17 protein-coding genes are annotated in these 25,399 nt (G+C 67.9%); 10 read left to right on the forward strand and 7 right to left on the reverse strand.

Annotated elements, in window-relative coordinates; genetic code table 11:
• Positions 1-269 precede the first annotated feature (269 nt).
• From AC3AP7_RS19955 to hpsN, 6 genes are all read right to left on the reverse strand, one after another.
• Positions 270-1,679: an MFS transporter gene (locus AC3AP7_RS19955; protein WP_487364296.1), complete on the reverse strand. Its 1,410-nt coding sequence runs from the start codon at positions 1,677-1,679 to the stop codon at positions 270-272.
• Positions 1,680-1,740: 61 nt separating this feature from the next.
• The gene (locus tag AC3AP7_RS19960) at positions 1,741-2,916 is read right to left on the reverse strand and encodes a UxaA family hydrolase (protein ID WP_487364948.1); all 1,176 of its coding nucleotides are present in this window, start codon (positions 2,914-2,916) and stop codon (positions 1,741-1,743) included.
• A gap of 58 nt (positions 2,917-2,974) precedes the next feature.
• Positions 2,975-3,310, reverse strand: coding sequence for a UxaA family hydrolase (locus tag AC3AP7_RS19965; protein ID WP_487364297.1), 336 nt, complete (start codon positions 3,308-3,310; stop codon positions 2,975-2,977).
• A 53-nt stretch (positions 3,311-3,363) separates the two neighbouring features.
• Positions 3,364-4,371: a galactitol-1-phosphate 5-dehydrogenase gene (locus AC3AP7_RS19970; RefSeq protein ID WP_487364298.1), complete on the reverse strand. Its 1,008-nt coding sequence runs from the start codon at positions 4,369-4,371 to the stop codon at positions 3,364-3,366.
• Between the two features lie 21 nt (positions 4,372-4,392).
• The gene (locus AC3AP7_RS19975) at positions 4,393-5,160 is read right to left on the reverse strand and encodes an SDR family NAD(P)-dependent oxidoreductase (protein ID WP_487364299.1); all 768 of its coding nucleotides are present in this window, start codon (positions 5,158-5,160) and stop codon (positions 4,393-4,395) included.
• Positions 5,161-5,193: 33 nt separating this feature from the next.
• On the reverse strand, positions 5,194-6,507 hold the full coding sequence (gene hpsN, locus AC3AP7_RS19980; RefSeq protein ID WP_487364949.1) for a sulfopropanediol 3-dehydrogenase: 1,314 nt from the start codon (positions 6,505-6,507) through the stop codon (positions 5,194-5,196).
• Between the two features lie 271 nt (positions 6,508-6,778).
• On the opposite strand from hpsN, the gene AC3AP7_RS19985 reads away from it, so the two are divergent.
• The 8 genes from AC3AP7_RS19985 (at position 6,779) to AC3AP7_RS20020 (ending at position 16,758) form a co-directional block, all read left to right on the forward strand.
• Entirely contained in the window at positions 6,779-7,807 is a 1,029-nt protein-coding gene (locus AC3AP7_RS19985; RefSeq protein WP_487364300.1) for a LacI family DNA-binding transcriptional regulator, read from the forward strand.
• Between the two features lie 264 nt (positions 7,808-8,071).
• Positions 8,072-8,806, forward strand: coding sequence for a response regulator transcription factor (locus AC3AP7_RS19990; RefSeq protein ID WP_487364301.1), 735 nt, complete (start codon positions 8,072-8,074; stop codon positions 8,804-8,806).
• Entirely contained in the window at positions 8,803-10,299 is a 1,497-nt protein-coding gene (locus AC3AP7_RS19995; protein WP_487364302.1) for a sensor histidine kinase, read from the forward strand. Before AC3AP7_RS19990 ends, AC3AP7_RS19995 begins: the two co-directional genes overlap by 4 nt.
• A gap of 173 nt (positions 10,300-10,472) precedes the next feature.
• Positions 10,473-11,495, forward strand: a complete 1,023-nt coding sequence (locus AC3AP7_RS20000) for a zinc-binding alcohol dehydrogenase family protein (RefSeq protein WP_487364303.1) — start codon at positions 10,473-10,475, stop codon at positions 11,493-11,495.
• Positions 11,496-11,508: 13 nt separating this feature from the next.
• Entirely contained in the window at positions 11,509-12,639 is a 1,131-nt protein-coding gene (locus AC3AP7_RS20005; protein WP_487364304.1) for a mannitol dehydrogenase family protein, read from the forward strand.
• Between the two features lie 142 nt (positions 12,640-12,781).
• Positions 12,782-14,065: an MFS transporter gene (locus AC3AP7_RS20010; protein ID WP_487364305.1), complete on the forward strand. Its 1,284-nt coding sequence runs from the start codon at positions 12,782-12,784 to the stop codon at positions 14,063-14,065.
• Between the two features lie 34 nt (positions 14,066-14,099).
• Positions 14,100-15,650: a UxaA family hydrolase gene (locus tag AC3AP7_RS20015; protein ID WP_487364306.1), complete on the forward strand. Its 1,551-nt coding sequence runs from the start codon at positions 14,100-14,102 to the stop codon at positions 15,648-15,650.
• Between the two features lie 43 nt (positions 15,651-15,693).
• On the forward strand, positions 15,694-16,758 hold the full coding sequence (locus tag AC3AP7_RS20020) for a mannonate dehydratase (RefSeq protein ID WP_487364307.1): 1,065 nt from the start codon (positions 15,694-15,696) through the stop codon (positions 16,756-16,758).
• Positions 16,759-16,978: 220 nt separating this feature from the next.
• On the opposite strand, the gene AC3AP7_RS20025 is transcribed toward AC3AP7_RS20020, so the two are convergent.
• Positions 16,979-17,611: a LysE family translocator gene (locus tag AC3AP7_RS20025; protein WP_487364308.1), complete on the reverse strand. Its 633-nt coding sequence runs from the start codon at positions 17,609-17,611 to the stop codon at positions 16,979-16,981.
• A gap of 728 nt (positions 17,612-18,339) precedes the next feature.
• Here AC3AP7_RS20025 and AC3AP7_RS20030 point away from each other — a divergent pair.
• Entirely contained in the window at positions 18,340-19,611 is a 1,272-nt protein-coding gene (locus AC3AP7_RS20030; RefSeq protein ID WP_487364309.1) for an autotransporter strand-loop-strand O-heptosyltransferase, read from the forward strand.
• Between the two features lie 39 nt (positions 19,612-19,650).
• Positions 19,651-25,341 carry an AIDA repeat-containing protein gene (locus AC3AP7_RS20035; RefSeq protein ID WP_488324858.1) on the forward strand — a complete coding sequence of 1,897 codons (5,691 nt, stop codon included), beginning with the start codon at positions 19,651-19,653 and terminating at the stop codon, positions 25,339-25,341.
• Positions 25,342-25,399: the final 58 nt, after the last annotated feature.

Genomic DNA, 25,399 nt, shown 5'->3' on the forward strand with positions numbered 1-25,399 from the left:
CGCCCGCGAGAAAGAAGCCTTGCGCGAGGCGCAGCAACACGAGCAGCGCGGGTGCGAATACGCCGATGCGCGCGTAGCCGGGAACGAGGCCGATGCCGGCCGCACTCCAGCCGACGGGCTCGGATGGACACCGGCTTTGAGCGCCACAAACGGCTGTGAGCGACAGGGGCGATACGGGGCGCGTCGATCGCGGCATGAGGGCCTGGGAACGGCCAGGATTCGTCTCCACAAAACGAGAACTTATTGCGTAATCCTCATGCCGGAGTCTATTAAATGTTTCCTTTCAGGACCGCGTCCGCACGGTGTTGCTCGTCGCTCTCCTCGATAGCTGCCCCAACCGGTTCCCATTTGATCAGGAGCGCGGCGACCAGTCCGAGCGCGGGGGCGAGCATCAGAAAGCCGATCATGTTGTAGAAGCCCACTGATGCGACGAGCAGAGGAAAGAAGTAGAACCCCGTGATGCTGCCCACGCGGACCATGCCTTGTCCCCAGCCCGTACCGACTCCCCGGATACGTGTAGGGTAGGACAGCGCAGCCATGGTCATCCCCTGGGCGCCGGGTCCAAACGCGTGACCGAAGATCATCAGACCGACAAGCAGGCCCATGTATCCACTGGGCAGCGTGTCGTGCAGCCTGAACAGGGCAAGCAAGGAGAGCAGCACAAGCATATAGCCCGCAATTGCCATCTTCCTTGCGCCCATTCTCTTCGTCACTGCAACACCTAGCAGTGCACCCGCAATCCCGAACGCGTTGAATGCGATTGCGCCGAGGATGGCGTTGATGAACTCCCTGCCGAACAGTGCCTGGGAAATCGACGGGAGGTTGAATCCAATCGCGAAATACTCAAGGCTCTGCGTTGCGCAAATCACGGATACGAGGAGGGTGCGCTTGATGAACCGGGACGTGAAGATCTCACCGAAGGTTGCCGGATCGCGCGTCTTTGGGGCGCGCCGGGGGGCGTCCAGCATGACACGCGTCTTGATCTTGTAGGTGGCCTCGAGAATGCGGGCTGCCTCGGCGAGCCCCAGATTCTGCGCTGCCCACGGCGCACTCTCTTTGACATACTTGAAGCGCAGAATCAGGATGATCAGGGCAGGCAGCGCACCGAAACCGACTGCGACTCGCCATAGGTCGTTGCCAAAGCCGCCAAGATAGAAAGGAACGATGATCAATCCGGTGCACGATGCGGCAACGTACCACATCAACTGCCACAGATTGACACCGGCACCGCGCTTGCGCTTGTTGACAAACTCGGCGATGAAGCTCAGTGCCACCGGGAAGTCGAGACCCACGCCAAGGCCGAGGAGAAATCTGAAAACGAGCAGCATTGGCAGGTTGACGGAAAGCGCAGCACCGAGCGCGGCCACAACGAGCAGAATCAGGTCAACCAGAAACATCTTGTACCGACCGACCTTGTCCGTTGCCTTGCCTCCCCAGATGGCGCCCACGAAAGCACCAATTGCCATCATGCCCGTGACGCTCCCTACCTCGATCGGGCTGAGCCCGAAGGTCTTCGTGAGCGCCGGAACACCGATACCCAGGCTAGTGAAGTCGTAGGCGTCGACGAAAACGCCGCCGAGGGCAATCATGACGATCAGGAGGGTCGAGCGGCCTCCGGGGTGCTCATCGACAAAGTCCGAAACGTCCTTTGCGCTTCGGATGATCAACTCTTGTTTCATGCTGTCTCCTCATGGCTTTCGATTGGCAAGGGGCCGGGAGCCCGCTGCCCCTTTAAGGCGCTTAAGCGCTTTCGAATAGACGGGTCAAGACAAACTCCCTATGGCCAAGCGTCTCGGCCGCAGTCCAGCGTCCGTTGATCGTCGCGAGCATCGACTCCAGCAGTCCGTCGCCCGCGTGATCAAGATTCTGTTCGCGCTGCAGCAGCCCCGACACGTCGACGTCGATGTGCTCGCTCATCGTGCGCACTGTGCGCGGGTTCGCGCAGATCTTGATCACCGGCACGATCGGGTTGCCGATCACGTTGCCTTGTCCTGTCGGGAAGAAATGCACCGCGAAGCCCGAAGCCGCACACAGCGTGACCATCTCGGCGGCCGCCGACGACGAGTCCATGAACCACAGGCCCGGCCCCGTCGGCGCCTCGGCCTTGTCGAGCACGCCGTCGACGCGGCACTTCTTGCCAATCTTCTGGATGTTGCCCAGCGCCTTCTCTTCGATCGTCGTCAATCCGCCCGCGATGTTGCCCTTGGTCGGCTGAGACTCCGAGAGGTCGTCCGTTTTCCAGCGGTTGATCATGTCCTGATAGCGGTCGAACATGAACTGGAAGCGCTCGCGCACCTGTTCGTTCGCGCAGCGGGCCGCGACGATCTGCTCGCCGCCCGTCAGCTCCGAGGTCTCGCCGAAGACGAGGGTCGTGCCAAGCCCATAGAGCTTGTCGAAGGCGTTGCCGACAGTGGGGTTTGCTCCGCATCCCGAGGTCGTATCCGACTCTCCGCACTTCGTCGAGACCCACAGGTCGGCGATCGGGCAATCCTCGCGCTCAAGCGAGGTGGCGTACTGCACCATTTCCCTGGCGGCTTTCGAGGCGCGCAAGATTGTGTCATGGTCGCCGTGCAGCTCGATGCCGAAGCCGATCACGGGCTTGCCCGACTTCGCGATGCCGTCGACGACGCGCTTCGTCCAGCCTTCCTCGATACCGATCACGACGACGGCTGCGACGTTGGGGTTGCAACCAGCCCCGATCAGCGTGCGGAAATGGAGGTCGAGGTCCGCGCCGAACTGCAGGCGGCCGTACGGATGGGGCACGGCCATGGTCCCCTTGATACTGTTCTCGACGGCCTGCGCCGCGGCATTCGACAGATCGTCCACCGGCAGGATGATGACGTGGTTGCGCACGCCGGCGCGTCCGTTGTTGCGGCGGTAGCCGCGAAAAGTCGTGTTCTGGTCGATGACGCTCATGATGTCTCCCGGTTTGGCTGTTGTCGATAATGCGCGCTGATGTGCCGGACGGGCCGCTTCACCAGCGTTTCGTCTTGATGTTGTGAACGTGCGCGTGTTCGCCGGCGGTAATTGGCGCCACCACGCGGCCGATGTCGACGCCATACTTGAAAACCGTGTCGCCCACGGCCATGTCCTTCAGCGCGATCTTGTGGCCGATCGGAATGTCCTGTTTCGCGACGACGGTGATGATTTCGTCGTCGTCCATGATCCACGCCCTCAGCCGCTCGCCGGCCTTGATGCCTTCGACGACTGCGACACCAACGGTATCCTTTGCTTCGTGCAGAACGATATGGATCGTCGGCGCCGATGCCTGCGACTTTGAATCGCGCGCTGCTGCAGCGGGTTTGCTCATTTGCTGTCTCCCGTTCCTGTGTGTGGGGCTGGATTCCATGCCCCCCGGGGGCGTCATGCCCCTGGGGTCAAGATGACCTTGCTGGCCGCAATACGGCCCTTGTCGAGTTCGTTGAACACCTGGCCTCCTTCGTCCAGCGGGCGGATGTCGAGCCATTCGAATGAGCCGAAGGCGCCCTCGTGCAACGCGGCCACGGTCGCCCGAAGATCGGACATCGAATACGTATAGCTGCCGAGCAACGTGATTTCGGCGAGGGTCAGCTTGCGCATGTCGATTTCGCTCGCCCAGTCCTGCAGGCCAATATGCATGACGACGCCGCCCGGCTTGATGGCCGCCAGCGCCAGGGTGCGGGTCGGCTTCGCGCCGACGGCGTCGATGACGAAGTCGAACCGGTTGTCGGGCACCGCGGTGTCGAGGGGATTGAATGCATGGCAGCCGGCGTATCGGGCAGCTGATGCCCTTCTCAAAGAATTGACCTCCGCCAGCTCTATTGCGCGGCAACCATACGAGCGCAGCAGCAGTGCCGAAAGCATGCCGATCGCGCCGCCGCCGATGACCAGCGTGCGGGTTTCCGGCAGCGGCCTCGTCAAGACGCGCATCGACAGGTTCAGCGCGTGCAAGGCCGTCGCAGCCGGTTCGGTGACGGCCGCATGGGCCGCCGGCATGTCCGGTGGTATCTCGATGATGCTCGTAGCCGGAATCGACATGTATTCCGCGAACGCCCCAGGCCGCGTCATGCCGACCATGGTGCGATTCACGCAGAGATTGTCGCGCCCCTGCTCGCAGTACTCGCAGCGCCCGCACGTGATCAACGGATTGCCGGTGACGCGCATGCCGCGCCGCAGGTCTCGTGCGCGTGTATCGGCAATCGTTCCCGAGAACTCGTGACCCAGCACGAGCCCCGGATTGCGTCGCGGATCATGGCCATGGAACGCATGCATGTCCGAGCCGCAAATGCCGACTGCGTCGATCTTGACGATGACTTCTTCATCGCCGATCTCCGGATACGGGCGTTCGAGCAGTTGGATCTCGTTGGGCTGCGTATAAACAAGCGCTTTCATTTACGTTCTCCGTCACTGTGTTCAACGCGCCGTATAGCCGCCGTCGACCATGAGGGTTTGCCCGGTGATATAGGCCGATGCCTCGCTGGCAAGGAAGACGGCCGCGCCGTAGAGGTCTTCGAGGCGACCGTTGCGGCCGATGCAGGTCTGCCGTGCGTGATGGTCGGCGAGACCTGGCTCGTCGAATACCGGTGCGGTCAGCGCTGTCGGAAAGAACCCTGGACCGAGGGCATTGCAAGTGATGCCGTGCACCGACCATGCCTGCGCGATTGCGCGCGTCAGCTGCACGATGCCCCCCTTCGCGGCGCCATACGGCGCGCTATTGCCGAAGGCGCGATACGACTGCAGCGACGCGATATTGATGATGCGGCCGTAGCCGCTCGTTTTCATCTGCGGCGCCAGCGCCTGCGTCAGAAAGAACGGCGTGCCCAGGTGAATCGCGAGCTGCTGCTGCCAGGTATCCGGCGTGACTTCCTCGAACGGTTGACGCAGGTTGATGCCGGCCGCGTTGACGAGAATGTCGATTGCTCCATACCGGTCTGCCGCGTCGAGCGCGCATGCACGCGCGGCGGCCAGGTCACTCAGGTCGCATGCGCTCGTGTACGCCTCGATGCCTTCCGCCTGCAGCGCACTCGCGGTGGCGTCGAGCGCCGTGCGCCGTCGCGCCACGAGCACGACGCGCGCGCCCGCATACCCTAGCGCTTTCGCCAGTGCGGCTCCAATCCCGGCATTGCCGCCCGTGACGAGCGCGGTGCGGCCGTGCAGGTCGAACATACGGTTCATGTTCAAGTCGAGCTCCTTGGGACCGATGGCAGCGAGGCGTCAAACCTGAACCGGTTCGCCGCGCAGGAACTGTTCGTCCGGAAAGTACTTGCGCAACCGGTCGTCTGCGGTGCGCGCGTGCGCTTCCATGCCTTCGAGCCGGGAGATGCGCGCGGTCACTTCGCCGATCTGCCTGGCCGCATCGCGTGTCATGCGCTGCCATGTCAGCGTCTTGATGAACTTGTGGACCGACAGGCCACCCGAGTAGCGCGCGGCGCCCTTGGTGGGCAGCACGTGATTGGGCCCGCTCGTTTTGTCGCCGAACGCGACCGTGGTCTCCTCGCCGAGAAAGAGCGAGCCATAGCAAGTCAGGTGCTTGAGCCACCAGTCGAGATCCGCAGCCTGCACCTCCAGATGCTCGGCGGCGTAGCGGTCCGATACCTCCACGACCTCTTCGCGCGTGTCGCAAAACACGACTTCGCCATAGTCCCGCCATGCGGCTCCCGCTGCTTCTCGCGCGGTCGGAGGAAGGTCGGCGATCAGCTCGGGCACGAGCCGCATCACGGTGTCGGCGAGCGCCCGGGACGTCGTGAAGAGCCACGCCGGTGATTCGTGGCCATGCTCGGCCTGGCCGACCAGGTCGCTCGCAACGATCTGCGCGTCCGCCGTGTCGTCGGCAATGACGGCGATCTCGGACGGGCCGGCAAACACGTCGATGCCCACCTTGCCGAACAGCGTCCGCTTTGCTTCCGCGACGAACTTGTTGCCGGGCCCGACGATGACGTCGGCCTGCTTGCCGGTGAAGAGACCCAGCGCCATCGATGCAATCGCCTGGACGCCGCCGAGCGTCATCACGATGTCGGCGCCCGCGGCCTTGAAGGCATAGAGCACGTAGGGGTGGATGCCGCCGCCGCGAAACGGGCTGGAGCACGCGATCACGGTCTTGACGCCGGCCGCCTTGGCGGTCGCGACGGTCATGTAGGCGGAGGCAATGTGCGCGTAGCGTCCGGCCGGCGCATAGCACCCGACCACGTTGACAGGCACGATCTTCTGGCCGGCGGTGACACCGGGGTGAAGCTCCACGGCGAAGTCTTCGATCGAACGGCGCTGGGCGACTGCGAAATCGAATACCTGACGCGCGGCGAATTCGATGTCGGCCCGCACGTGCGCGGGCACTTCCGACGCGCGCCGTTCGATCTCCCCGGCAGATACGATGATCGAGCCTTCCCATTGATCGAGTTGCCTGGCGTAGGCTCGCACGACGTCTTCGCCACCGCTCTCGATGCGTGCAAGCATCTCCTGGACGACCTGCTGCGCAGTCGCGGTTTCGCTCTCGGGCGTCTTGGTCGCTTTCTTCAGGTAGACAACACTCATTGCCTTCTCCTCATTGATCTGCAAGAAATGCAAGCGCTTGTATCGGCCGGATTTTTTAAGGGCCATGAAGGCCCTTGTGCCGGTTTCGTTTTGCGCTATTTCGTGGCGATGCTGCATGAAATGCAACCGCTTGCATTTAAATATAAGCTCATTTCGCAAGGGTTCTATCCGTGTTTTCACCAATCTGATGCGCGTTGCCTGTCATACGTTTGCACGTGCGGTTTAAAATCGCGGCAACTGAACGAGTCTTGCACTGCACGTCATGAGCACCATGTCCCGAGCCCGCATTAGCGATGTCGCCGCTTTAGCTGGCGTATCGACGTCGACGGTCTCGCGCGCGCTGTCCAATCCGGAGGTCGTGAAAGCCGACACCCGGGCTCGCATCCAGGACGCGATCACCGCGCTTGGCTACGTGCCGGACGGCTCCGCGCGGGCGCTCGCGCTCGGGCGGGGGCGTCTGGTCGGCGTGATAGTGCCGACGCTCGACAACGCGATCTTCGCGCGCGCGGTGCAAGGGCTGCAGTCCACGCTGTCGAGTTCCGGCTATCAACTGCTCATTTCCGCACACGAATACAACCCGGCGGCCGAAATCGAGGTGGTCCGTGCGTTGCTGGAGCGTTCGGTCGACGCCGTCGTCCTGGTCGGCATCGACCACGCGCCGCAGACCTTCGAACTGATTCGGGCGAGCCGCGTGGCGTTGCTGCTGATGTGGACGTACCCGGGGCGAGCACGGGATCGCGAGGAAATCCTTGCGCCGGTAATCGGCTTCGATAATCGCGAGATCGGCCGCCTTGCTGCACAGCATCTGCTCGAACTGGGACATCGCCGCTTCGGCGTGATATCAGGATTCACGCGGCAAAACGATCGCGCGCGGCAGCGTGTCGAAGGTTTCAGACAAACGCTTGCAGAGCACGGCATCAGGCTGCCTGAAGCGAATGTCGTCGAGCACCCGTTCGGCTACGAGGGGGGGCGCGCCGGTCTGAAGCTGCTGATGCAATTGCGGCCGGCGCCGACCGCGGTCTTTTGCGGAAACGATGTACTGGCGATGGGGTGCCTGTTCGAAGCGCAAAGCAGCGGCATTGACGTACCTCGCCAGTTGTCGATTGTCGGCTGCGACGATCTGCCGATTGCCTCGCAAATCACACCTTCGCTAACCACGGTTCTGCTGCCGACGTATGAACTCGGCGTGCACGCGGCACGCGCCCTGTTGCATTGGATGAAGGAGGAGTCGACGCCGGAGTCCGAATGCCTGCCGATTGAACTTGTCGTGAGAGGAACGAGCGGACCGCCCGCCGTATGACGCGGTGACGAACCGCCGTATCTGTTCGCGCTTCGTTGACGACTTGTGCTAGCGGCGCCTGGTGTTCGGGCGGGATTCGTAAAATTCCGCTTTGGGCTCGATCGGAAAGCGTTATCCGAATGGGCTTGAAGCACAGGCACAAGCCAAAGTTAAACGAATTGTGACCACTGGCGGCGCGGAAATTCTGCACAATGACACGAGGGCGGCATCGGCCGTCATCCGACCTGACGGGCCGCGCCGCGGCCGACATCCGACGGACCCGCGATGGACCACGCGAAACGCATCCTGATCGTCGAGGACGACGCCGACATCGCCGACGTGCTGAGCCTGCACCTGCGCGACGAGCGCTACGAGGTCGTGCACAGCGCGGACGGCGCCGAGGGCCTGCGGCTGCTCGAACAGGGCGGCTGGGACGCGCTGATTCTCGACCTGATGCTGCCGGGCGTCGACGGCCTCGAAATCTGCCGGCGCGCCCGCGCGATGGCGCGCTACACGCCGATCATCATCACGAGCGCGCGCTCGAGCGAAGTGCACCGGATCCTCGGCCTTGAACTCGGCGCCGACGACTATCTCGCGAAGCCGTTTTCGGTGCTCGAACTCGTCGCGCGCGTGAAGGCGCTGCTGCGCCGCGTCGACGCGCTCGCGCGCGATTCGCGCCTCGACGCGGGCACGCTCGACATCGCGGGCCTGACGATCGACCCGATCGCGCGCGAGGCGGCGGTCGACGGCGCGCGCATCGAGCTCACGCCGCGCGAGTTCGACCTGCTGTACTTCTTCGCGCGGCATCCCGGGAAAGTGTTTTCGCGGATCGACCTGCTCAATGCGGTGTGGGGCTACTCGCACGACGGCTACGAGCACACGGTCAACACGCACATCAACCGGCTGCGCGCGAAGATCGAGGTCGATCCGGCACAGCCCGCGCGGATCCTCACCGTGTGGGGACTCGGCTACAAGCTGGCCGCGCCCGGCGGCGCCGCGCCGGCGCGGGGAACGTCATGAGGTTTTCGCTCACGCAACGGCTGTCGCTCGTGTTCTCGGTGCTGCTGCTCGCGTGCTCCGGGATGTCGGCGTGGCTGCAGATCCGCGCGAACGACATGCGCGAGATGGAGGTCGTGCAGCGGCTGTCGCGCGATCTCGCGAGCAACATCGCGCACAGCACGCCGCTGATGGATGCGAACGGCTTGCGGCCCGATGCGGTGCGGCGTCTGTTCGGCCAGCTGATGGGCGTGAATCCGAGCGTCGAGGTGTACCTGCTCGACAACCAGGGGCGCATCGAGGGCGACGACGCGCCGCCGGGCCGCGTGAAGCTCGCGCGCGTCGATCTCGCGCCGGTGCGGCGCTTCCTCGCGGGCGAGCCGCTGCCGATCCTCGGCGACGACCCGCGCAATCCCGGCATGCACAACGTGTTCAGCGTCGCGCCGCTGCAGCGCGCGGGACAGCCGCCGTCGGGCTACATCTACGTCGTGCTGCTCGGCGAGGCGCATGACCGGCTGGCAGCCCGCGTCGCGGCGAGCACGGTGCTCAGCACGACGCTCGGTTCGATGGCCGTCGTCGCGCTGCTCGGCTTGCTGGCCGGGCTGATGGCGTTCAGCTTCATCACGCGGCCGCTGCGCCGGCTGACCGACGCGATGCGCCGTTTCGACGCGAACGGCGAGCCCGACACGCAGCCGCGCGTGCCGCGCTCGTCGTCCGGCGACGAGATCGCGGTGCTCGAACGCACGTTCGCGCAGATGGCGGACCGCATCGGCGAGCAGTGGCGCGCGCTCACGCGCCAGGACCAGCAGCGGCGCGAGCTCATCGCGAACATCTCGCACGACCTGCGCACGCCGCTTACGTCGCTGCACGGCTATCTGGAGACGCTCGCGCTGAAGTCCGGCACGCTCGGCGAGGCCGAGCGCAAGCGCTACCTGGCGGTGGCGCTCGCGCAAAGCGCCAAGGTTGGACGGCTCGCACAGGCGCTGTTCGAACTCGCGCGGCTGGAATCGGGCAGCGTGCAGCCGGCGCTCGAAGCGTGCTCGCTGGTCGATCTCGTGCAGGACGTGTTCCAGAAGTTCGAACTGGCCGCGAACGCGCGTCATATCGCGCTCGTCGCGCAGATTCCGCCGCGCGTGCCGGCGGTCGTGGCCGACCTCGGGATGATCGAGCGCGTGCTGACCAATCTGCTCGACAACGCGCTGCGGCATACCCCCGAGCACGGCCGCGTCGAGGTCGAGCTGGCGCTGCGCGACGCGAAGGTGCGCGTGACGGTCTCGGATACCGGCCCCGGCATTCCGGCCGAGCGCCGCGACGGGCTGTTCCAGCGCTCGTTCAGCGCGGGCGGCGCGCATCGCGGCGGCGGCCTCGGGCTGCTGATCGTGCAGCGGATGCTGATGCTGCATCGGAGCAGCATCCGGCTCGTCGACCGCGAGGGACGCGGCGCGGTGTTCGAGTTCGACCTGCCGGTCGCGGCGGGTGCCGGCGAGGCCGCGCGGCTCGCGGACGCGGCGCGCTGAGGGCGGCGCGCCGGTGGCAGGTGCCGCCGGTGGCGGGCGTTGCCGGCGCCTCGGGCCCGAATTGGCTTGACCAGTTTGTCATGGGGCTGTATTTTTGAGACTGGTCAGGCCAGATAGGCCGGCGCGTCCCATGTCCCCGGTGCGCGTTTTTCTCGCGCGCAGCGCATCGATCGATGAAAACCGTCATTTGCGAACAACCCGGCCGGCTGGCGCTCGCCGAGCGGCCTCAACCCGCGGCCGGGCCCGGCGACGTGCTGATCCGCGTGAAGCGGATCGGCGTTTGCGGCACCGATCTGCACATCTTCACCGGCAACCAGCCGTATCTGTCGTATCCGCGCGTGATGGGCCACGAACTGTCCGGCATCGTCGAATCGGCGCCGCCGGGCGCGCGGGTGAGAGCGGGCGACGCGGTCTACGTGATGCCTTATCTGTCGTGCGGACACTGCATCGCGTGTCGCGCCGGCAAGACCAATTGCTGCACGAACATCCGCGTGCTCGGCGTGCATGCGGACGGCGGCATGGCCGAGTATCTCGCGGTGCCGCACGAATTCGTGTTCGACGCGAGCGGCGTGTCGCTGGATCAGGCCGCGATGATCGAATTCCTCGCGATCGGCGCGCACGCGGTCGCGCGCGCCCGTGTCGCGGCGGGCGCGCGCGTGCTGGTGGTCGGCGCCGGGCCGATCGGCATGGCGGCCATCATCTTCGCGAAGCTGCGCGGCGCGCGGGTCGCGGTGCTCGATTCGCGCGCGGACCGCCTGGCCGTCTGCGCCCGCTCGCTCGGCGCCGATTGCACCGTCGCGCTCGATACCAGCGGCAGCGACGCCGACGCCGGGTCGCTGCGCGCATGGACCGACGGCGAGTGCTTCGACGTCGTGTTCGACGCGACCGGCAACCCGCGCGCGATGGAGCGCGGCCTCGAATTCGTCGCGCACGGCGGCACCTATGTGCTGATCTCGATCGTCAGCGCGCGCATCGGCTTTTCCGATCCCGAGTTCCACAAGCGCGAGACGACGCTGCTCGCGAGCCGCAACGCGACGCCCGCCGACTTCGAGACGGTGCTCGACGCGATGCGCGCGGGGAAGATTCCGACCGACGTGCTGAATACCCACCGTCTCGCGCTCGACACGCTGCCGCAGACTTTCCCGACGCTGCTCGAACCCGAGGCGGGCGTGATCAAGGCGCTCGTCGTCTGCTGAGCGCGCGCGCACGATGAGTCCACCGATTCTCCAGTTCGGCACGAGCCGTTTCCTGCAGGCGCACGTCGACCTGTTCGTCTCCGATGCGCTGCGCGCGGGGCGTGCGCTCGGGCACATCACGGTCGTGCAGACCACGTCGAACGCCGCGAGCCGCGCGCGTATCGACGCGCTGCGCGCACACGGCCGCTACCCGGTGCGCGTGCGCGGGATGCAGCACGGCGTGACGATCGACGAGACCCGCGAAGGCGACGCGATAGCCGAAGCGCTCGATGCGAACGTCGACTGGCCCACTGTGCGCGCGCGCTTCGCGCATGATGCGCGCGTCGTGATCTCGAACACCGGCGACAGCGGCTACGCGCTCTTTGCCGAGGACCGCGCCGCGCTGCTCGACGACGCTGCGCGGGTGCCGCGCGGCTTCGTCGCGAAGCTCGCGGTGCTGCTGAAAGCCCGCTACGACGCCGGCGCGCGGCCGCTTACGCTGTATCCGTGCGAACTCGTCGCGCGCAACGGCGACACGCTGCGCGCGCTTGTCGCCGCGATCGCGCGCGACTGGGGCGCGGCGCCGGACTGCGTCGACTACATCGAGCACGGATGCGTGTGGGTGAACGCACTCGTCGACCGGATCGTGTCGGAGCCGATCGAGCCGGTCGGCGCGATTGCCGAGCCGTATGCGCTATGGGCGATCGAGCGGCAGGAGCGGATGGTGCTGCCCTGCGAGCACGAGGCGATCGTCGTCACCGACGATCTCGATCACTACGTGCGCCTGAAGCTGCTGTTGCTGAACCTGGGACACACGTATCTCGCCGAATGCTGGCTGGCCGGGCGCCGGCCGGCCGACGAGAACACGCTTGCCGCCATGCGCGACCCCGCATTGCGCGCCGGGCTCGACGCGCTGTGGCGCGACGAGGTGGTGCCGGTATTCGATGCGCTCGGCCAGGGCGATGCGGCGCGCGCGTACCTCGACGAGGTGCGCGAGCGGTTCGGCAATCCGTTCCTCGATCACCGGCTCGCCGACATCGCGCGCAATCACGAAGAGAAGAAGCGGCGGCGCTTTGCGCCGGTCATCGCGCTCGCGCGCGAGCTTGGTCTGGATCTGCCGCAAGCGCGGCTGCATGCGGCGCTCGCGTCGCGCGCCGCGGCCTGACGAACGACGGGCGCTGGCCCGCCTCGCGTCGCGATTTCGCCCATAGAGCGGAACGCGGCGTGCCCATCGGAGGCGCGCCCGGACGGCATCCCGGCGCACCGGTGCAATCCGTTCGACGATGCCGCCTGGAGGAGACAGATTCATGAGGAAGATGCGTTGGGTTGTCGTGTTGCTGAGCTTTCTGGCGATTGCGGTCAACTACATCGACCGCGCGAACCTCGCGGTCGCCGCGCCGCAGATCGAGAAGACGCTCGGCATCGGTCCGGCCGAGATGGGGCTGCTGCTGAGCGGGTTCTTCTGGACCTACGCGATCATGCAGATGCCGTTCGGCTGGTTCGTCGATCGCGTCGGCGCGCGCATCGCGCTGCCGATCGCGGTGGGCTGGTGGTCGGTGTTCACCGCGGCGACGGCGCTGGTGTCGGGTGCCGCGGCAATGTTCGGCTGCCGGCTGCTGCTCGGGGTCGGCGAGGCGGGGGCGTACCCGTCGTGTGCGAAGCTCGTGAGCCAGTGGTTCCGCCGCGACGAGCGCGCGCTCGCGACGAGCATCTACGACAGCGGCTCGCGCGTGGGCTCGGCCCTGTCGATTCCGGTCGTCGCGCTGATCGTCGGCACGCTCGGCTGGCGCGCGGCCTTCGTGATGACCGGCCTGCTCGGCCTGCTGTGGATCGTCGGCTGGGTCGCCCTCTACCGCGAGCCCGCCGGCGATCTGACCGGCGAGCGTGCGGCGAGCGCCGTGTCCCCGGCGCGCGCCGGCAACGGCGGCGTGCCGTGGGCGTCGCTGTTTCGCTATCGCACGCTGTGGGGCATGATGCTCGGCTTCTTCTGCCTGAACTTCGTCATCTACTTCTTCATCACGTGGTTTCCGAGCTATCTCGTGCAGACGCGCGGTTTTTCGCTGAAGTCGCTCGGCTCGCTCGGGGTGATTCCGGCGCTGATCGCGATTCCGGGCGGCTGGCTCGGCGGCTGGGTGTCCGATGCGCTCGTGAAGCGCGGCTGGAGCCTGACCGCCTCGCGCAAGACCTGCATGGTCGGCGGCATGCTCGCGTCCTCGGCGATCACGTTGTCCGCGTTCACGTCGAACACGTGGGCGATGCTCGCGTGCTTCGGCATTTCATACGGCAGCCTCGCCTTCGCGGCCGCGAGCATCTGGGCGCTGCCCGCCGATGTCGCGCCGACGCCGAATCACGTGGCGTCGATCGGCGGCATCCAGAACTTCGCGTCGAATCTCGCCGGCATCGTCATCACGACGTTCACCGGCGCGATGGTCGCGCTGACGAAGGGTTCGTTCACGATTCCGCTGGTCGTCGCGGGCGGCTTCTGCGTGCTCGGCGCATTCAGCTATCTGGTGATCGTCGGGCGGATCGAGCCGCTGCCTGCGGAGTCCGCGTCGCACGCGTTGCCGGATGCGGTCCGGCCGTCCGTCTGAGCGGCCGGTTTTCACTCGTCGAAGAGACTGTCTCATGTCAAACGAAGCATCTGCTGAAGGCTCGCTCGCCCCCGCGGCGATCCGTCTGCATCCGAACGACGACGTCGTGATCGCGACACGCCAGTTGCTGCCCGGCGCGCGCATCGACGCCGAGGCGCTCGTCGTCGCGGGGCTCGTGCCGGCCGGCCACAAGATCGCGACGCGCGCGATCGCGCCGGGCGAGCCGGTCCGGCGCTACGACCAGATCATCGGCGTCGCGCGCGCGGCGATCGCGCGCGGTCAGCACGTGCACGTGCACAATCTGCGGATGGCCGAGTTCGAGCGCGTCCACACGTTCGGCGCGGCCGCGCGGCCGACCGTCTACGTGGATTCGCCCGCGACCTTCATGGGCATCCGGCGGCCGGACGGGCGCGTGGCGACGCGCAATTACATCGGTATCCTGACGAGTGTGAACTGCTCGGCGACCGTTGCGCGCGCCATAGCCGATCACTTCCGGCGCGACGTGCATCCGGAGGCGCTCGCGCCGTATCCGCACGTCGACGGCGTGATCGCGCTCACGCACGGGCTCGGCTGCGGAATCGACGCGCACGGCGAGGGCATCGCGATCCTGCGGCGCACGCTGGCTGGCTACGCGCAGCATCCGAACTTCGCGGCGGTGCTGTTCGTCGGGCTCGGCTGCGAGACGAACCAGATCGACGGCGTGCTCGCGAGCGGCGCGCAGGCGGCCGCGCAGCGCAGCTTCACGATTCAGGACAGCGGCGGCACGCGCAAGACCGTCGAGCGCGGCATGGCAATGGTGCGCGAACTGCTCGCGGACGCGAACCGCGTGCGCCGCGAGCCGGTGGCCGCATCGCACCTGACGGTCGGTCTGCAATGCGGCGGCTCGGACGGCTATTCGGGCATCTCCGCGAACCCGGCGCTCGGCGCCGCGGTGGACCGGCTCGTCGTGCACGGCGGCACCGCGATCCTGTCGGAGACGCCGGAGATCTACGGCGCCGAGCATCTGCTCACGCGCCGCGCGGCGACGCCCGAGGTGGGCGAGCGGCTGCTCGCGCGCATCGCCTGGTGGCGCGATCATTGCGCGCGCAACGGTGCGGCGCTCGACAACAATCCGTCGGCCGGCAACAAGGCCGGCGGCCTCACGACGATCCTCGAAAAATCGCTCGGGGCGGTGGCGAAGGGCGGCACGACGAATCTCGTCGACGTCTACGAATACGCGCAGCCGGTCAGCGCGCGCGGCCTCGTGTTCATGGACTCGCCCGGCTACGATCCGGTTTCGGCGACCGGCCAGGTCGCGTCCGGCGCAAACCTGATCTGCTTCACGACCGGGCGCGGTTCCGCGTATGGCTGCGCGCCGTCGCCGTCGCTGAAGCTCGCGACGAACCACGCGCTGTGGGCGCGCCAGGAAGACGACATGGACATCAACTGCGGCGGCGTCATCGACGGGACGGCGACGATCGGCGAACTGGGCGAGACGATCTTTCGCGCGATGCTCGACTGCGCGTCGGGCACGCGCTCGAAGAGCGAACTGCAGGGCTACGGACAGAACGAGTTCGTGCCGTGGCAGGTCGGGGTGATCACGTGAGCGGCGCGCCGCGCGGCCGGACCGTATCGATGAAGGAGCGAACGTGAAGATGACCTTGCGCTGGTATGGCGACGCCGATCCCGTGCCGCTCGCGTATATCCGGCAGATTCCGGGCGTGACCGGGATCGTGTCGGCGATCTACGATGTGCCGGTGGGCGAGGCATGGCCGCTCGAACGGATTCGCACGCTCAAGGCGCGCGCCGCCGCACACGGCCTTGCGCTCGAAGTGATCGAAAGCGTGCCGGTGCACGAGGACATCAAGCTCGGCAAGCCGTCGCGCGATGCGCTGATCGCGAACTATTGCGAGACGCTGCGCCATCTGGGCGCATGCGGGGTGAAGGTGGTCTGCTACAACTTCATGCCGGTTTTCGACTGGACCCGCACGACGCTCGACATGCGGCTGCCCGACGGGTCGACGACGCTCGCGTTCGACGCGCAGGCGATCGCGCAACTCGACCCCGGCGAGGGCATCCGGCTGCCCGGCTGGGACACGAGCTATGCGCCCGCCGCGCTGAAGGCGCTGCTGCGCGAGTACGAAGCGCTCGACGAGGCCGCGCTGTGGGCGCATCTCGCGTATTTCCTGCGCGCCGTCGTGCCGGCCGCGCGCGAGGCGGGCGTGAAGCTCGCGATCCATCCGGACGATCCGCCGCGGCCGATCTTCGGGCTGCCGCGCATCGTGAAGAACCGCGACGATCTCGCGCGTGTGCTCGCGCTCGTCGATGACGCGGCCAACGGCCTCACGCTGTGCTCGGGCTCGCTTGGCGCGGACCCCGGCAACGATATCCCGGCGCTCGTGCGCGAGTTCGGCGCGCGCGGGCGCATTCACTTCGCTCACCTGCGTAACGTGCGGCACGATGCGCATGGCGGCTTTCACGAGACCTCGCATCGCTCGGCCGACGGCTCGCTCGACATGGCGGAAATCGTGCGCGCGTATCGCGAGGTCGGCTTCGACGGCTATGCGCGGCCCGACCACGGCCGGATGATCTGGGGCGAAACCGGCCGGCCCGGCTACGGGCTCTACGACCGCGCGCTGGGCGCGGTCTATCTGAACGGGTTATGGGAAGGCCTGGCGAAGGGTGCGGGCGAGCGCGCCGCGCTTGAGTCGTAGCAGCAGCCCAGGCAGCCCAGGCAGCCCAGGCAGCCCAAGCAGCCCAAGCAGCCGCAACCGCAACCGCAACCGCAACCGCAACCGCAACCGCAACCGCAACCGCAACCGCAACCGCAACCGCAACCGCAACCGCCGCAACCGCCGCAACCGCCGCAACCGCCGCAACCGCCGCAACCGCCGCAACCGCCGCCGCCGCCGCCGCCGCGCGCGGGCTGCCGCGCTACGCGTGCGACGTCAGCAAGCGGATGCCGGCAATGCCGAAGACGAAGGCGAGGCACCCTTCCATGGCGCGGCGCGAGCGCGCATAGAACCGGCGGGTTGCGTCCATCGAAAACAGGAGCGCGTACCCGCCGAACACCATGCAGCCGATCGCCACGCAGCCCGGGATGACCGCGCCGTGCGGCGATCCGCTGCGACCCGACGACAGCGCGACGATCGACACCCACACGAGCACCGCTTTCGGATTGGTGAGGTGCAGCAATGCGCCGCGCGCATAGAAGCGCGCCGGCGTGCGCGCGAGCGGCGCGTGCACGGAGGACGCGACGTTGGCCGCGATGGCGGCGCGCGCCGACCTGAACGCGAGCCACAGGAGATACAGTCCGCCCGCTATCCTGATCGCGACAATGAACTGGGACCATGCAAGAAGGGCGGCCGACACGCCCAGCGTGGCGACCGTCGCCCAGAACATCGACCCCGAGATGACCCCGGCCGCGAATGCGAGCACCGGTTTGCGTCCGTGATTGGCCGCGATCGACATGATCGCGAGATTGCTCGGCCCCGGACTCGCGGTGCCGATGAAATAGGCCGTGTAGGCGAGCAGCAGGTTCGCTGAAAAGAGGGCATGTCCCGTCACGTCGGACCTCCGGATAGGCAATGCGCCGATTATCGGAGCGGACGCGGCGCCGATCCATGAACAGTTGATCCGTGTGCGGTTGGGACAGTTACCCGTCGGGGGCGGCGCGGATGGGCCGCTGTGTGGCATTCGCTTAATGTTGTTTGACAAAAATGCGAACCTCCTCGCATGTGTCTGGCGAAAGCGACGTCATCGGATAGGTAAACCCTTGGTAAGACTTTCGTTACAGCAGTAATACGCATATAAAACAGTGCTTTAGGTGAAAATAAGCGGGTGCGCGGCTTGTCTGTGCACCGTTTAGTTGCTTGACATCATTCTGTCGCTTTCGGTATGTTCGTGCATCCGTCGGCTTGGGGCGGTAACCGGGCATTCCCAGATAGTCGGACGGAATGGGCTGGAACCGGTGCCGGACGGCTCAGTTGTCAGTCAAATTTGAGGCGGAGCCGAAACCGAATTCGTAGCCAGACCCAAAGCCGAAGCCGGATTGGGCGCGCGGACATGGTGGCAGGCGCCCCCGCGCGCGTGAACAGACGCGCGGGATCTACCCGGTTTACGTAGTCATGCTAATTAATGAATGTTGACCGGTAATGCGTGACCGGTCGGGTCATCGGGTAGTCGGGCAGTGGCCGGCGTTCGCCGGCATGCCCCGTGTGTATCGAAAGTGCCGCGAAGGCAGCGGAGATGTCGCGTCGGGAAGTGGGCCCGCGCGGCATCGACAAGGAGGCAACGTGAAGAAAAAGCCGGTTCCCGCACACGGTTCGCAGGCGGACGCCGCCGCGTCGCAGACGTCAACGGCCCCTGCCGTCAAGGGGCATTTCGTTGCGCCGGCGGCGACGCCGACCCAGCACGGCCCGCAGGGCATCCGCTTCGACTTCAACGACGGCTGCCGCATCACGCTGCCCGAAGGCGACTGGCACGTGCGGCTGTCCGACGCCGAGACGAACAACACGGTGTTCGAGACCCGGCTTGCCGCCGGCGTGGTCGCGAGCAGCAAGAAGTATTTCGTGCCGTTCGAGATCGAGGTGCGCTCGGGCGATCGCGAGGTGCTGCGGCATCGGTTCGACTGCACCGGCCGTGACGTGCTGATCCAGTTCCCGGTCGGCACGCTCGGCGATCTGATTGCGTGGTTCCCGTATGCGGCGAGGTTCGGCGAGCAGCACCGCTGCCGTCTCACCTGCTCGATGGGCGCGGCGCTGATCGGGCTGTTCCGCGAGCGTTATCCGTCGATCGCGTTCGTGACGCCGGACGCAGTGCGTCCCGAGCAGTTCTACGCGACCTACAACATCGGCCTGTACTTCGACGACGAGCAGAACGTGCGCCAGCCGTGCGACTTCCGGCTGGTCGGGCTGCATCGCACGGCCGGCTACATCCTCGGCGTGGACCCGCAGGAGCAGGCCCCGGACATCGATCTGCCGGACGACACGCGCCCCATCGCGGAGCGCTATGTGTGCGTGGCCGCGCAGAGCACCACGCAGTGCAAGTACTGGAACAACCCGCATGGCTGGCGCGAACTCGTGCAGTTCCTGAAAGACCACGGCTACCGCGTGATCTGCATCGACCAGAAGGCGACGCACGGCACGGGTATGGTCTGGAATCACATTCCATACGGCGCCGAAGACCAGACCGGCGACCGGCCGCTCGCCGAGCGCGCGCGCTGGCTGCGGCACGCGGCGTTCTTCATCGGCCTGAGCAGCGGCCTGTCCTGGCTCGCGTGGGCGATGGGCACGCCGGTCGTGATGATCAGCGGGTTCACGCATCCGACCAACGAATTCCAGACGCCGTATCGCGTCATCAACTATCACACCTGCAACAGCTGCTGGAACGACGTGCGGGTCACGTTCGATCACGGCGATTTCCTGTGGTGTCCCCGCCATGCGGGCACGCCGCGCCAGTTCGAGTGCACCCGGCTGATCACGACCGAGCACGTGAAGAACGTGATCCGGCGCATTCCGGCGTTTGCGGCCCGGCACGGGACCGAAGCCTGCACCGAAGGCGCGTGACAGGAAGCTAGAACGAATTCATTAGGGGAGACATTCGGGATGAAGTTCGGGATGAAGGGGCTGGCTTTCAGAAGAAAATACGGAGTCCATATTTTCGGCAGGCGCCGCCTGCCGGTGCCGCGCCTGCTGCGCCTGATGCTCGGCATCGGCGCATGGCATCTGCTGGCGGCGCCGGCGTACGCGCAGACGTCGGTGACGTCGGGCGTGACGTCGACCGGCGTGACGGTCACGGCCGGCGACAACCAGACGGTCGACGGCGGCGGTCTCGCGATCAGCACCGTCGTGTCGTCGGGGGGCACGCAGATTGTGTCGTCCGGCGGCGTCGCGAGCGGCTCGCTGCTGTCCTCGGGCGGCACACAGTTCGTCTCGTCGGGCGGCGTTGCGTACGGCGCCACGCTGCTGGCGGTGTCGGCCAACCAGACCGTGTCGGCCGGCGGCGTCGCGAGCAACACCGTGGTGTCGGGCGGCAAGCAGGCGGTGTCGAGCGGCGGCGTTGCCTACGGCACGCTGGTCAGCTCCGGCGGCTCGCTCTACGTCAGCTCGGGCGGCACCGCGGTCGCGGCGGATGTGTACGGCGGCGGCAAGGTCGTCGTCGGCAGCACGTCCGGCGGCGGCCTGACGCTCGACACGACGGTGCAGTCGGGCGGCCAGGAAGTGTTGTCCTCGGGCGGCGTCGCGTCGGCGACGAGCGTCATGTCGGGCGGCCAGCTCGCGATGTCGGGCGCGGCGTCCACGTATGCGGCGACGGTGTTCGCCGGCGGCACGCAGAAGGTCGCGAGCGGCGGCACGTCATTCGGCACGGTGCTGAGCGGCGGCACGCTCGGCGTCGTGCAGTCGGGTGTGGCGAGCGGCACGGTGGTCGAGGGCGGCACCAACTCGGGCGGCACCGCATTCGTCGGGCAGCTCAACGTGTCGGCTTCGGGCGGCGCGGTCGGCTCGGCGCTCGCGACGACCGTCGACAGCGGCGGCAGCGTGCAGGTGGTGTCGGGCGGCTACCTGAGCGGCACGACGATCAACAGCGGCGGCAGCGTGTCGCTGCAGTGGGGTGTCGCAAGCGGCACGACCGTCAACAGCGGCGGCATCCAGACGGTGTGGGACCAGACCGCGCCGGCCTCGGCCGGCACGGCCTTCGGCACGGTCGTCGACAGCGGCGGCAGCGAGGTCGTGTCCTCGGGCGGGACGGCGACCGGCAGCCAGATCAGCGGCGGCACGCAGTCGGTGAGCCTCGCCGGGGTCGCGTCCGGCGCGACCGTCGCCGGCGGCGGCGTGCAGTCGGTGTCGAACGGCGGCACGTCGGTGGATACCGCGGTCAACAGCGGCGGCAACGAAACCGTCGCGGCGGCGGGCGTCGCGAGCGGCACGACGGTCAACGGCGGCGGTCTGCAGGACGTGCAGTCGGGCGGCGCCGCGAGCGCAAGCGTCGTGTCGAGCGGCGGCACGCTCGACGTCGAGGCGGGCGGCAGCGCCACGGGCGTCGTGCAGGACGCGGGCGCCGCGCTCGACGCGAACACGTCGGGCACGCTGTCGGGCACCTATGTGTCGTCGGGGTCGTCGCAGGCGTTCTCGATTGCGAACAACACGGCGACGAACCTTGTCGTCGAGGACGGCGGCACGCTGGGCGTGCTGTCCGGCGGCACGTCGCTCGATACGCTCGTGAACAGCGCGGGGACGGAAGCGGTGTCGGCGGGCGGTCTGGCGAGCGCGACGGTCATCGGCGCGGGCGGCACGCAGCAGGTGCTCGCGGGCGGCTCGGCGCTCGGTGCGACGGTGGACGGCGGCGGCGTGCAAAGCGTGACGAGCGGCGGCTCGGCGCTTGCCACGACCGTCAATAGCGGCGGCACGCAAGCCGTCGTCACGGGCGGGGCGGCAAGCGGCACGCTACTCGGCAGCGGCGGCACGCTGAACCTGCAGGGCGGCACGGCCACCGGCGTCGTGCAGGACGCGGGCGCCGCGCTCGACGCCGATACGTCGGCGACGCTCGCGGGTACCTACGTGTCGGGCGCGACGTCGGCGTCGTTCTCGATTGCGAACAACACGGCGACGAACCTCGTCGTCGAGGACGGCGGCAGCTTCGGCGTGCTGTCGGGCGGCACGTCGCTGCAGACCACGGTGAACGGCGCGGGCGCCGAGAACGTGTCGGCGGGCGGCCTCGCGAGCGGCACGACGATCAACGCCGGCGGCACGCAGACCGTGCTCGCCGGCGGCCTCGCGGTCAGCGCGACGGTCAACAGCGGCGGCGTGCAAAGCGTCGCGAACGGCGCGGTTGCGAGCGCGACGGCGATCAACGACGGCGGCGTGCAGAACGTGAGTTCGGGCGGTTCGGCCGTCGGCGGCGACATCAACGACGGCGGCGTGCAGAACGTCGCGAGCGGCGGCTCGGCGATCGCCACCGCGGTCAACAGCGGCGGCACGCAGAATGTGGCGAGCGGCGGCGCGGTCGTGAGCGGCATCGTGAACAGCGGCGGCGTGCAGAACGTGACGTCCGGCGCGACGGTCAGCGACATCGTGCTCGACGGCACGCAGAACAACCTGAGCGCGCCGGTGATCCTGCCGGGCGGCTCGGGCGGCGCGATCCAGAACGTGACCAGCGGCAGCCGCGTCGACGGCACGGTGATCAACAGCGGCGGCACCCAGATCGTGCTGTCCGGCGGCGCCGCGAGCGGCACGCAACTGAACGGCGGCGGCACGCTCGACGTGCAGGCGGGCGGCAGCGCGACCGGCATCACGCAAAGCGCGGGCGGCGCGCTCGCGGCCAACACCGCGGACCTCGTGTCGGGCAGCTACGTGCCGGCCTCGGGTTCGGCGAGCACGTTCTCGATTGCGAACAACGTGGCGTCGGCGATCGTCGCCGAGGATGGCGGCAGCCTCGACGTGCTGTCGGGCGGCACGTCGCTCGCGACGACCGTCAACAGCGCGGGCAGCGAGACGGTGTCGGCGGGCGGCGTCGCGAGCGGCACCACCGTCAACGGCGGCGGCGCGCAGATCGTGCTCGCCGGCGGCCTTGCCACCGGCGCGACGCTCAACGGCGGCACGCAGACGCTGTCGGGCGGCATGGCGAGCGCGACGACGCTCGACGGCGGCCAGCAGGACGTGCTGTCCGGCGGCTCGGCGATCCGCACCAACGTCGCGAGCGGCGTGCAGTCGGTGGCCGGCGGCGCGGTGTCGATCAGCGCGACGCTCGGCGGCGCCGGCAGCGAAGTGGTGTCGTCGGGCGGCGTCGCGAGCGCGACGGTCGTCAACAGCGGCGGCTCGCAGAGCATTCTGGCGGGCGGCGCGGCGATCAGCGCGACGGTGAACAACGGCGGCACGCAGAGCGTGGCGAGCGGCGGCACCGCGCTCGATACGCTCGTGAACAGCGGCGGCACGCAGAACGTGGTGTCGGGCGCGCTCGTCAGCGGCACGCTGGTCGAGACGGGCGGCTTCCAGAACGTTCAGTCGGCCAGCGTGAGCGGCTCGCTCGTCACGAGCGGCGGCACCCAGAACGTCGCGAGCGGCGGCACCGCGACCGGCAGCATCGTGTCGGGCGGCGGCAGCCAGGGGGTTGCGGCGGGCGGGGTCGCGAGCGGTGCGACGATTGGCGCGAACGGCGTGCAGACCGTCACGAGCGGCGGCGAGGCCAACGGCACCACGATCGACAGCGCAGGCAGCCAGCTCGTGTCGTCGGGCGGCGTGGCGAACGCGACGACCGTCAACGGCGGCGGCACGCAGACCGTGCTCGGCGGCGGCACGGCGAGCGGCAGCGTGATCAACGGCGGCGGCAGCCAGGTGGTGTCGTCGGGCGGCGTGGCGAGCGCGGCGACACTCAACAGCGGCGGCAGCCAGAGCGTGACGTCGGGCGGCACCGCGAACCAGACCACCATCGCGAGCGGCGGCTCGCAGTTCGTGCTCGCCGGCGGCGTGTCCAACGACGCGCGGGTCGACAACGGCGGATACCAGTACATCGACGGCGCGGTCGAAGGGTACGCGTACAGCGCGACCGTCAGCAGCGGCGGCTTGCAGGAAGTCGCGTCCGGCGGCTCGGCGCTGTCCACGGTCGTGGCGGGCGGCACGCAGCAGGTGGACTCGGGCGGTTCGGCGACCGGCACGACGGTGTCGGGCGGCGGCGTGCAGGACATCCTCGCGGGCGGCTACGCGGCGTCGACGACGGTCGCCTCCGGCACGGTGATCGTCGACGGCACGGCGGCCAATCTGACGGTCGGCGCGGGCGCCACCGTGAGCGGCACCGGCACCGTGATGCCCGGACTCACGATGACGAGCGGCAGCACGCTGCTGCAGGGCACGGTCGGCGCGGGCCTGCACGTGAGCGGCACGCTGAGTCTGGAGAGCGGCTCCGTCTACAACGTCGCGATCAGCCCGGGCGGCGGCAGCGCGGCGGCCAGCGTGACCGGCAACCTGACGATCGGCTCGGGCGCCGCGCTCGCGCTGAGCTCGTCGAGCGGCACGTATTCGGTCGGCGCCCGCTACACGGTGCTGACCTACACGGGGCTGCAGACCGGCTCGTTCGGCACGGTGACGTCGAACTTCGCGTATCTGCTGCCGACGCTCAGCTACGCGAGCGACGTCGTGACCGTCACGCTCGACGCGCCTGCGACGACCGGCAACGGCACGACGACAGGGGCGTCCGGCAGCGGCGGCGCATTCAGCTTCGCGCTGCCCGCCGATTCGTTCAATCAGAACCAGGTGGCGCACGCGCTGACCGCGCTGTACGACAGCGGCGGCAATGCGCTCACGCAGGCCCTGGTGGTGACGACGACCGCCCAGGCCTACAGCGCGCTCGCGCAACTGGCGGGTGCCGACGCGGTGCCGCTGCGGCAGATTGCCGAGGACCGCACGGCCGACGCGCAGAGCACCGTGGCGCAACACCTCGCGGGCCTCGATCCGGCCACTGCGCATGGCCTGTGGGTGACCGCGGGTTTCCAGCAGACGAGCGTCGGCGGCGACAGCGCGACGGGCAGCAACCGCTACGACGACGAATCGGCCGCGCTGACGCTCGGCTACGACCAGCGGGTGAGCCCGAGCGTGCGGGTGGGCGCCGCGCTGACCGTCAACAACGACAACGTCGACTTCGCGAACAGCGAGTCGCGCGTGCGCACCGACGGCGCGCAGGCGCAACTGTACGGCGCCTGGCGCGCGGCGGGCGGGGCGCTGTATGCGGCCGGCTCGCTCGACTTCGGCTACTGGAACAACCGGCTGTCGCGGCAAGTCACGGTCGGCGCGCTGTCGAACGTCGACACCGCGTCGCCGGGCACCGCCAGCGAGGCGCTGTATGGCGAAACCGGCCTGAACCTGGCGACCACTGCCGGCATGCTGCAGCCGTATGTCGGGCTGTCGGTTGTGCATGACTCGCAGCAGTCGGCGACCGAGACGGGCGGACCCACCGCGCTCGCCTATGCGCCGGCCAGCACGAACGCCGTGTCGAGCCTGCTCGGCCTGCGCCTGTTGAAGCAGGGCGTGTGGTTTTTCGGCCACCCGCTCGACCTGCAGGCGTCGCTTGCGTGGGCACACCGGCTGACGGGCACGGATACCTCGCTCACCGCCGCGTTCGCCAGCGCGCCGGCGCAGGCCTGGCAGGTGTCCGGCACGCCGCTCGACCGCGACGCGGGCACGCTGACGTTCGGCGCCGCGTGGCAGATCGGTGCGCGCACAACGATGTTCGCGAAGCTCGGCGGCGAATACGGCACGCATACGCAAGACGTGGGCGGCCTGTTCGGCGCGCAGTGGAAATGGTGAAGCCGTGCCGGGCAGGCGAGCCGGGGGGCCCGGTTCGCCGCCGCGACGCAACGCATAT

Source organism: Paraburkholderia sp. PAMB 6770, from assembly GCF_057748135.1.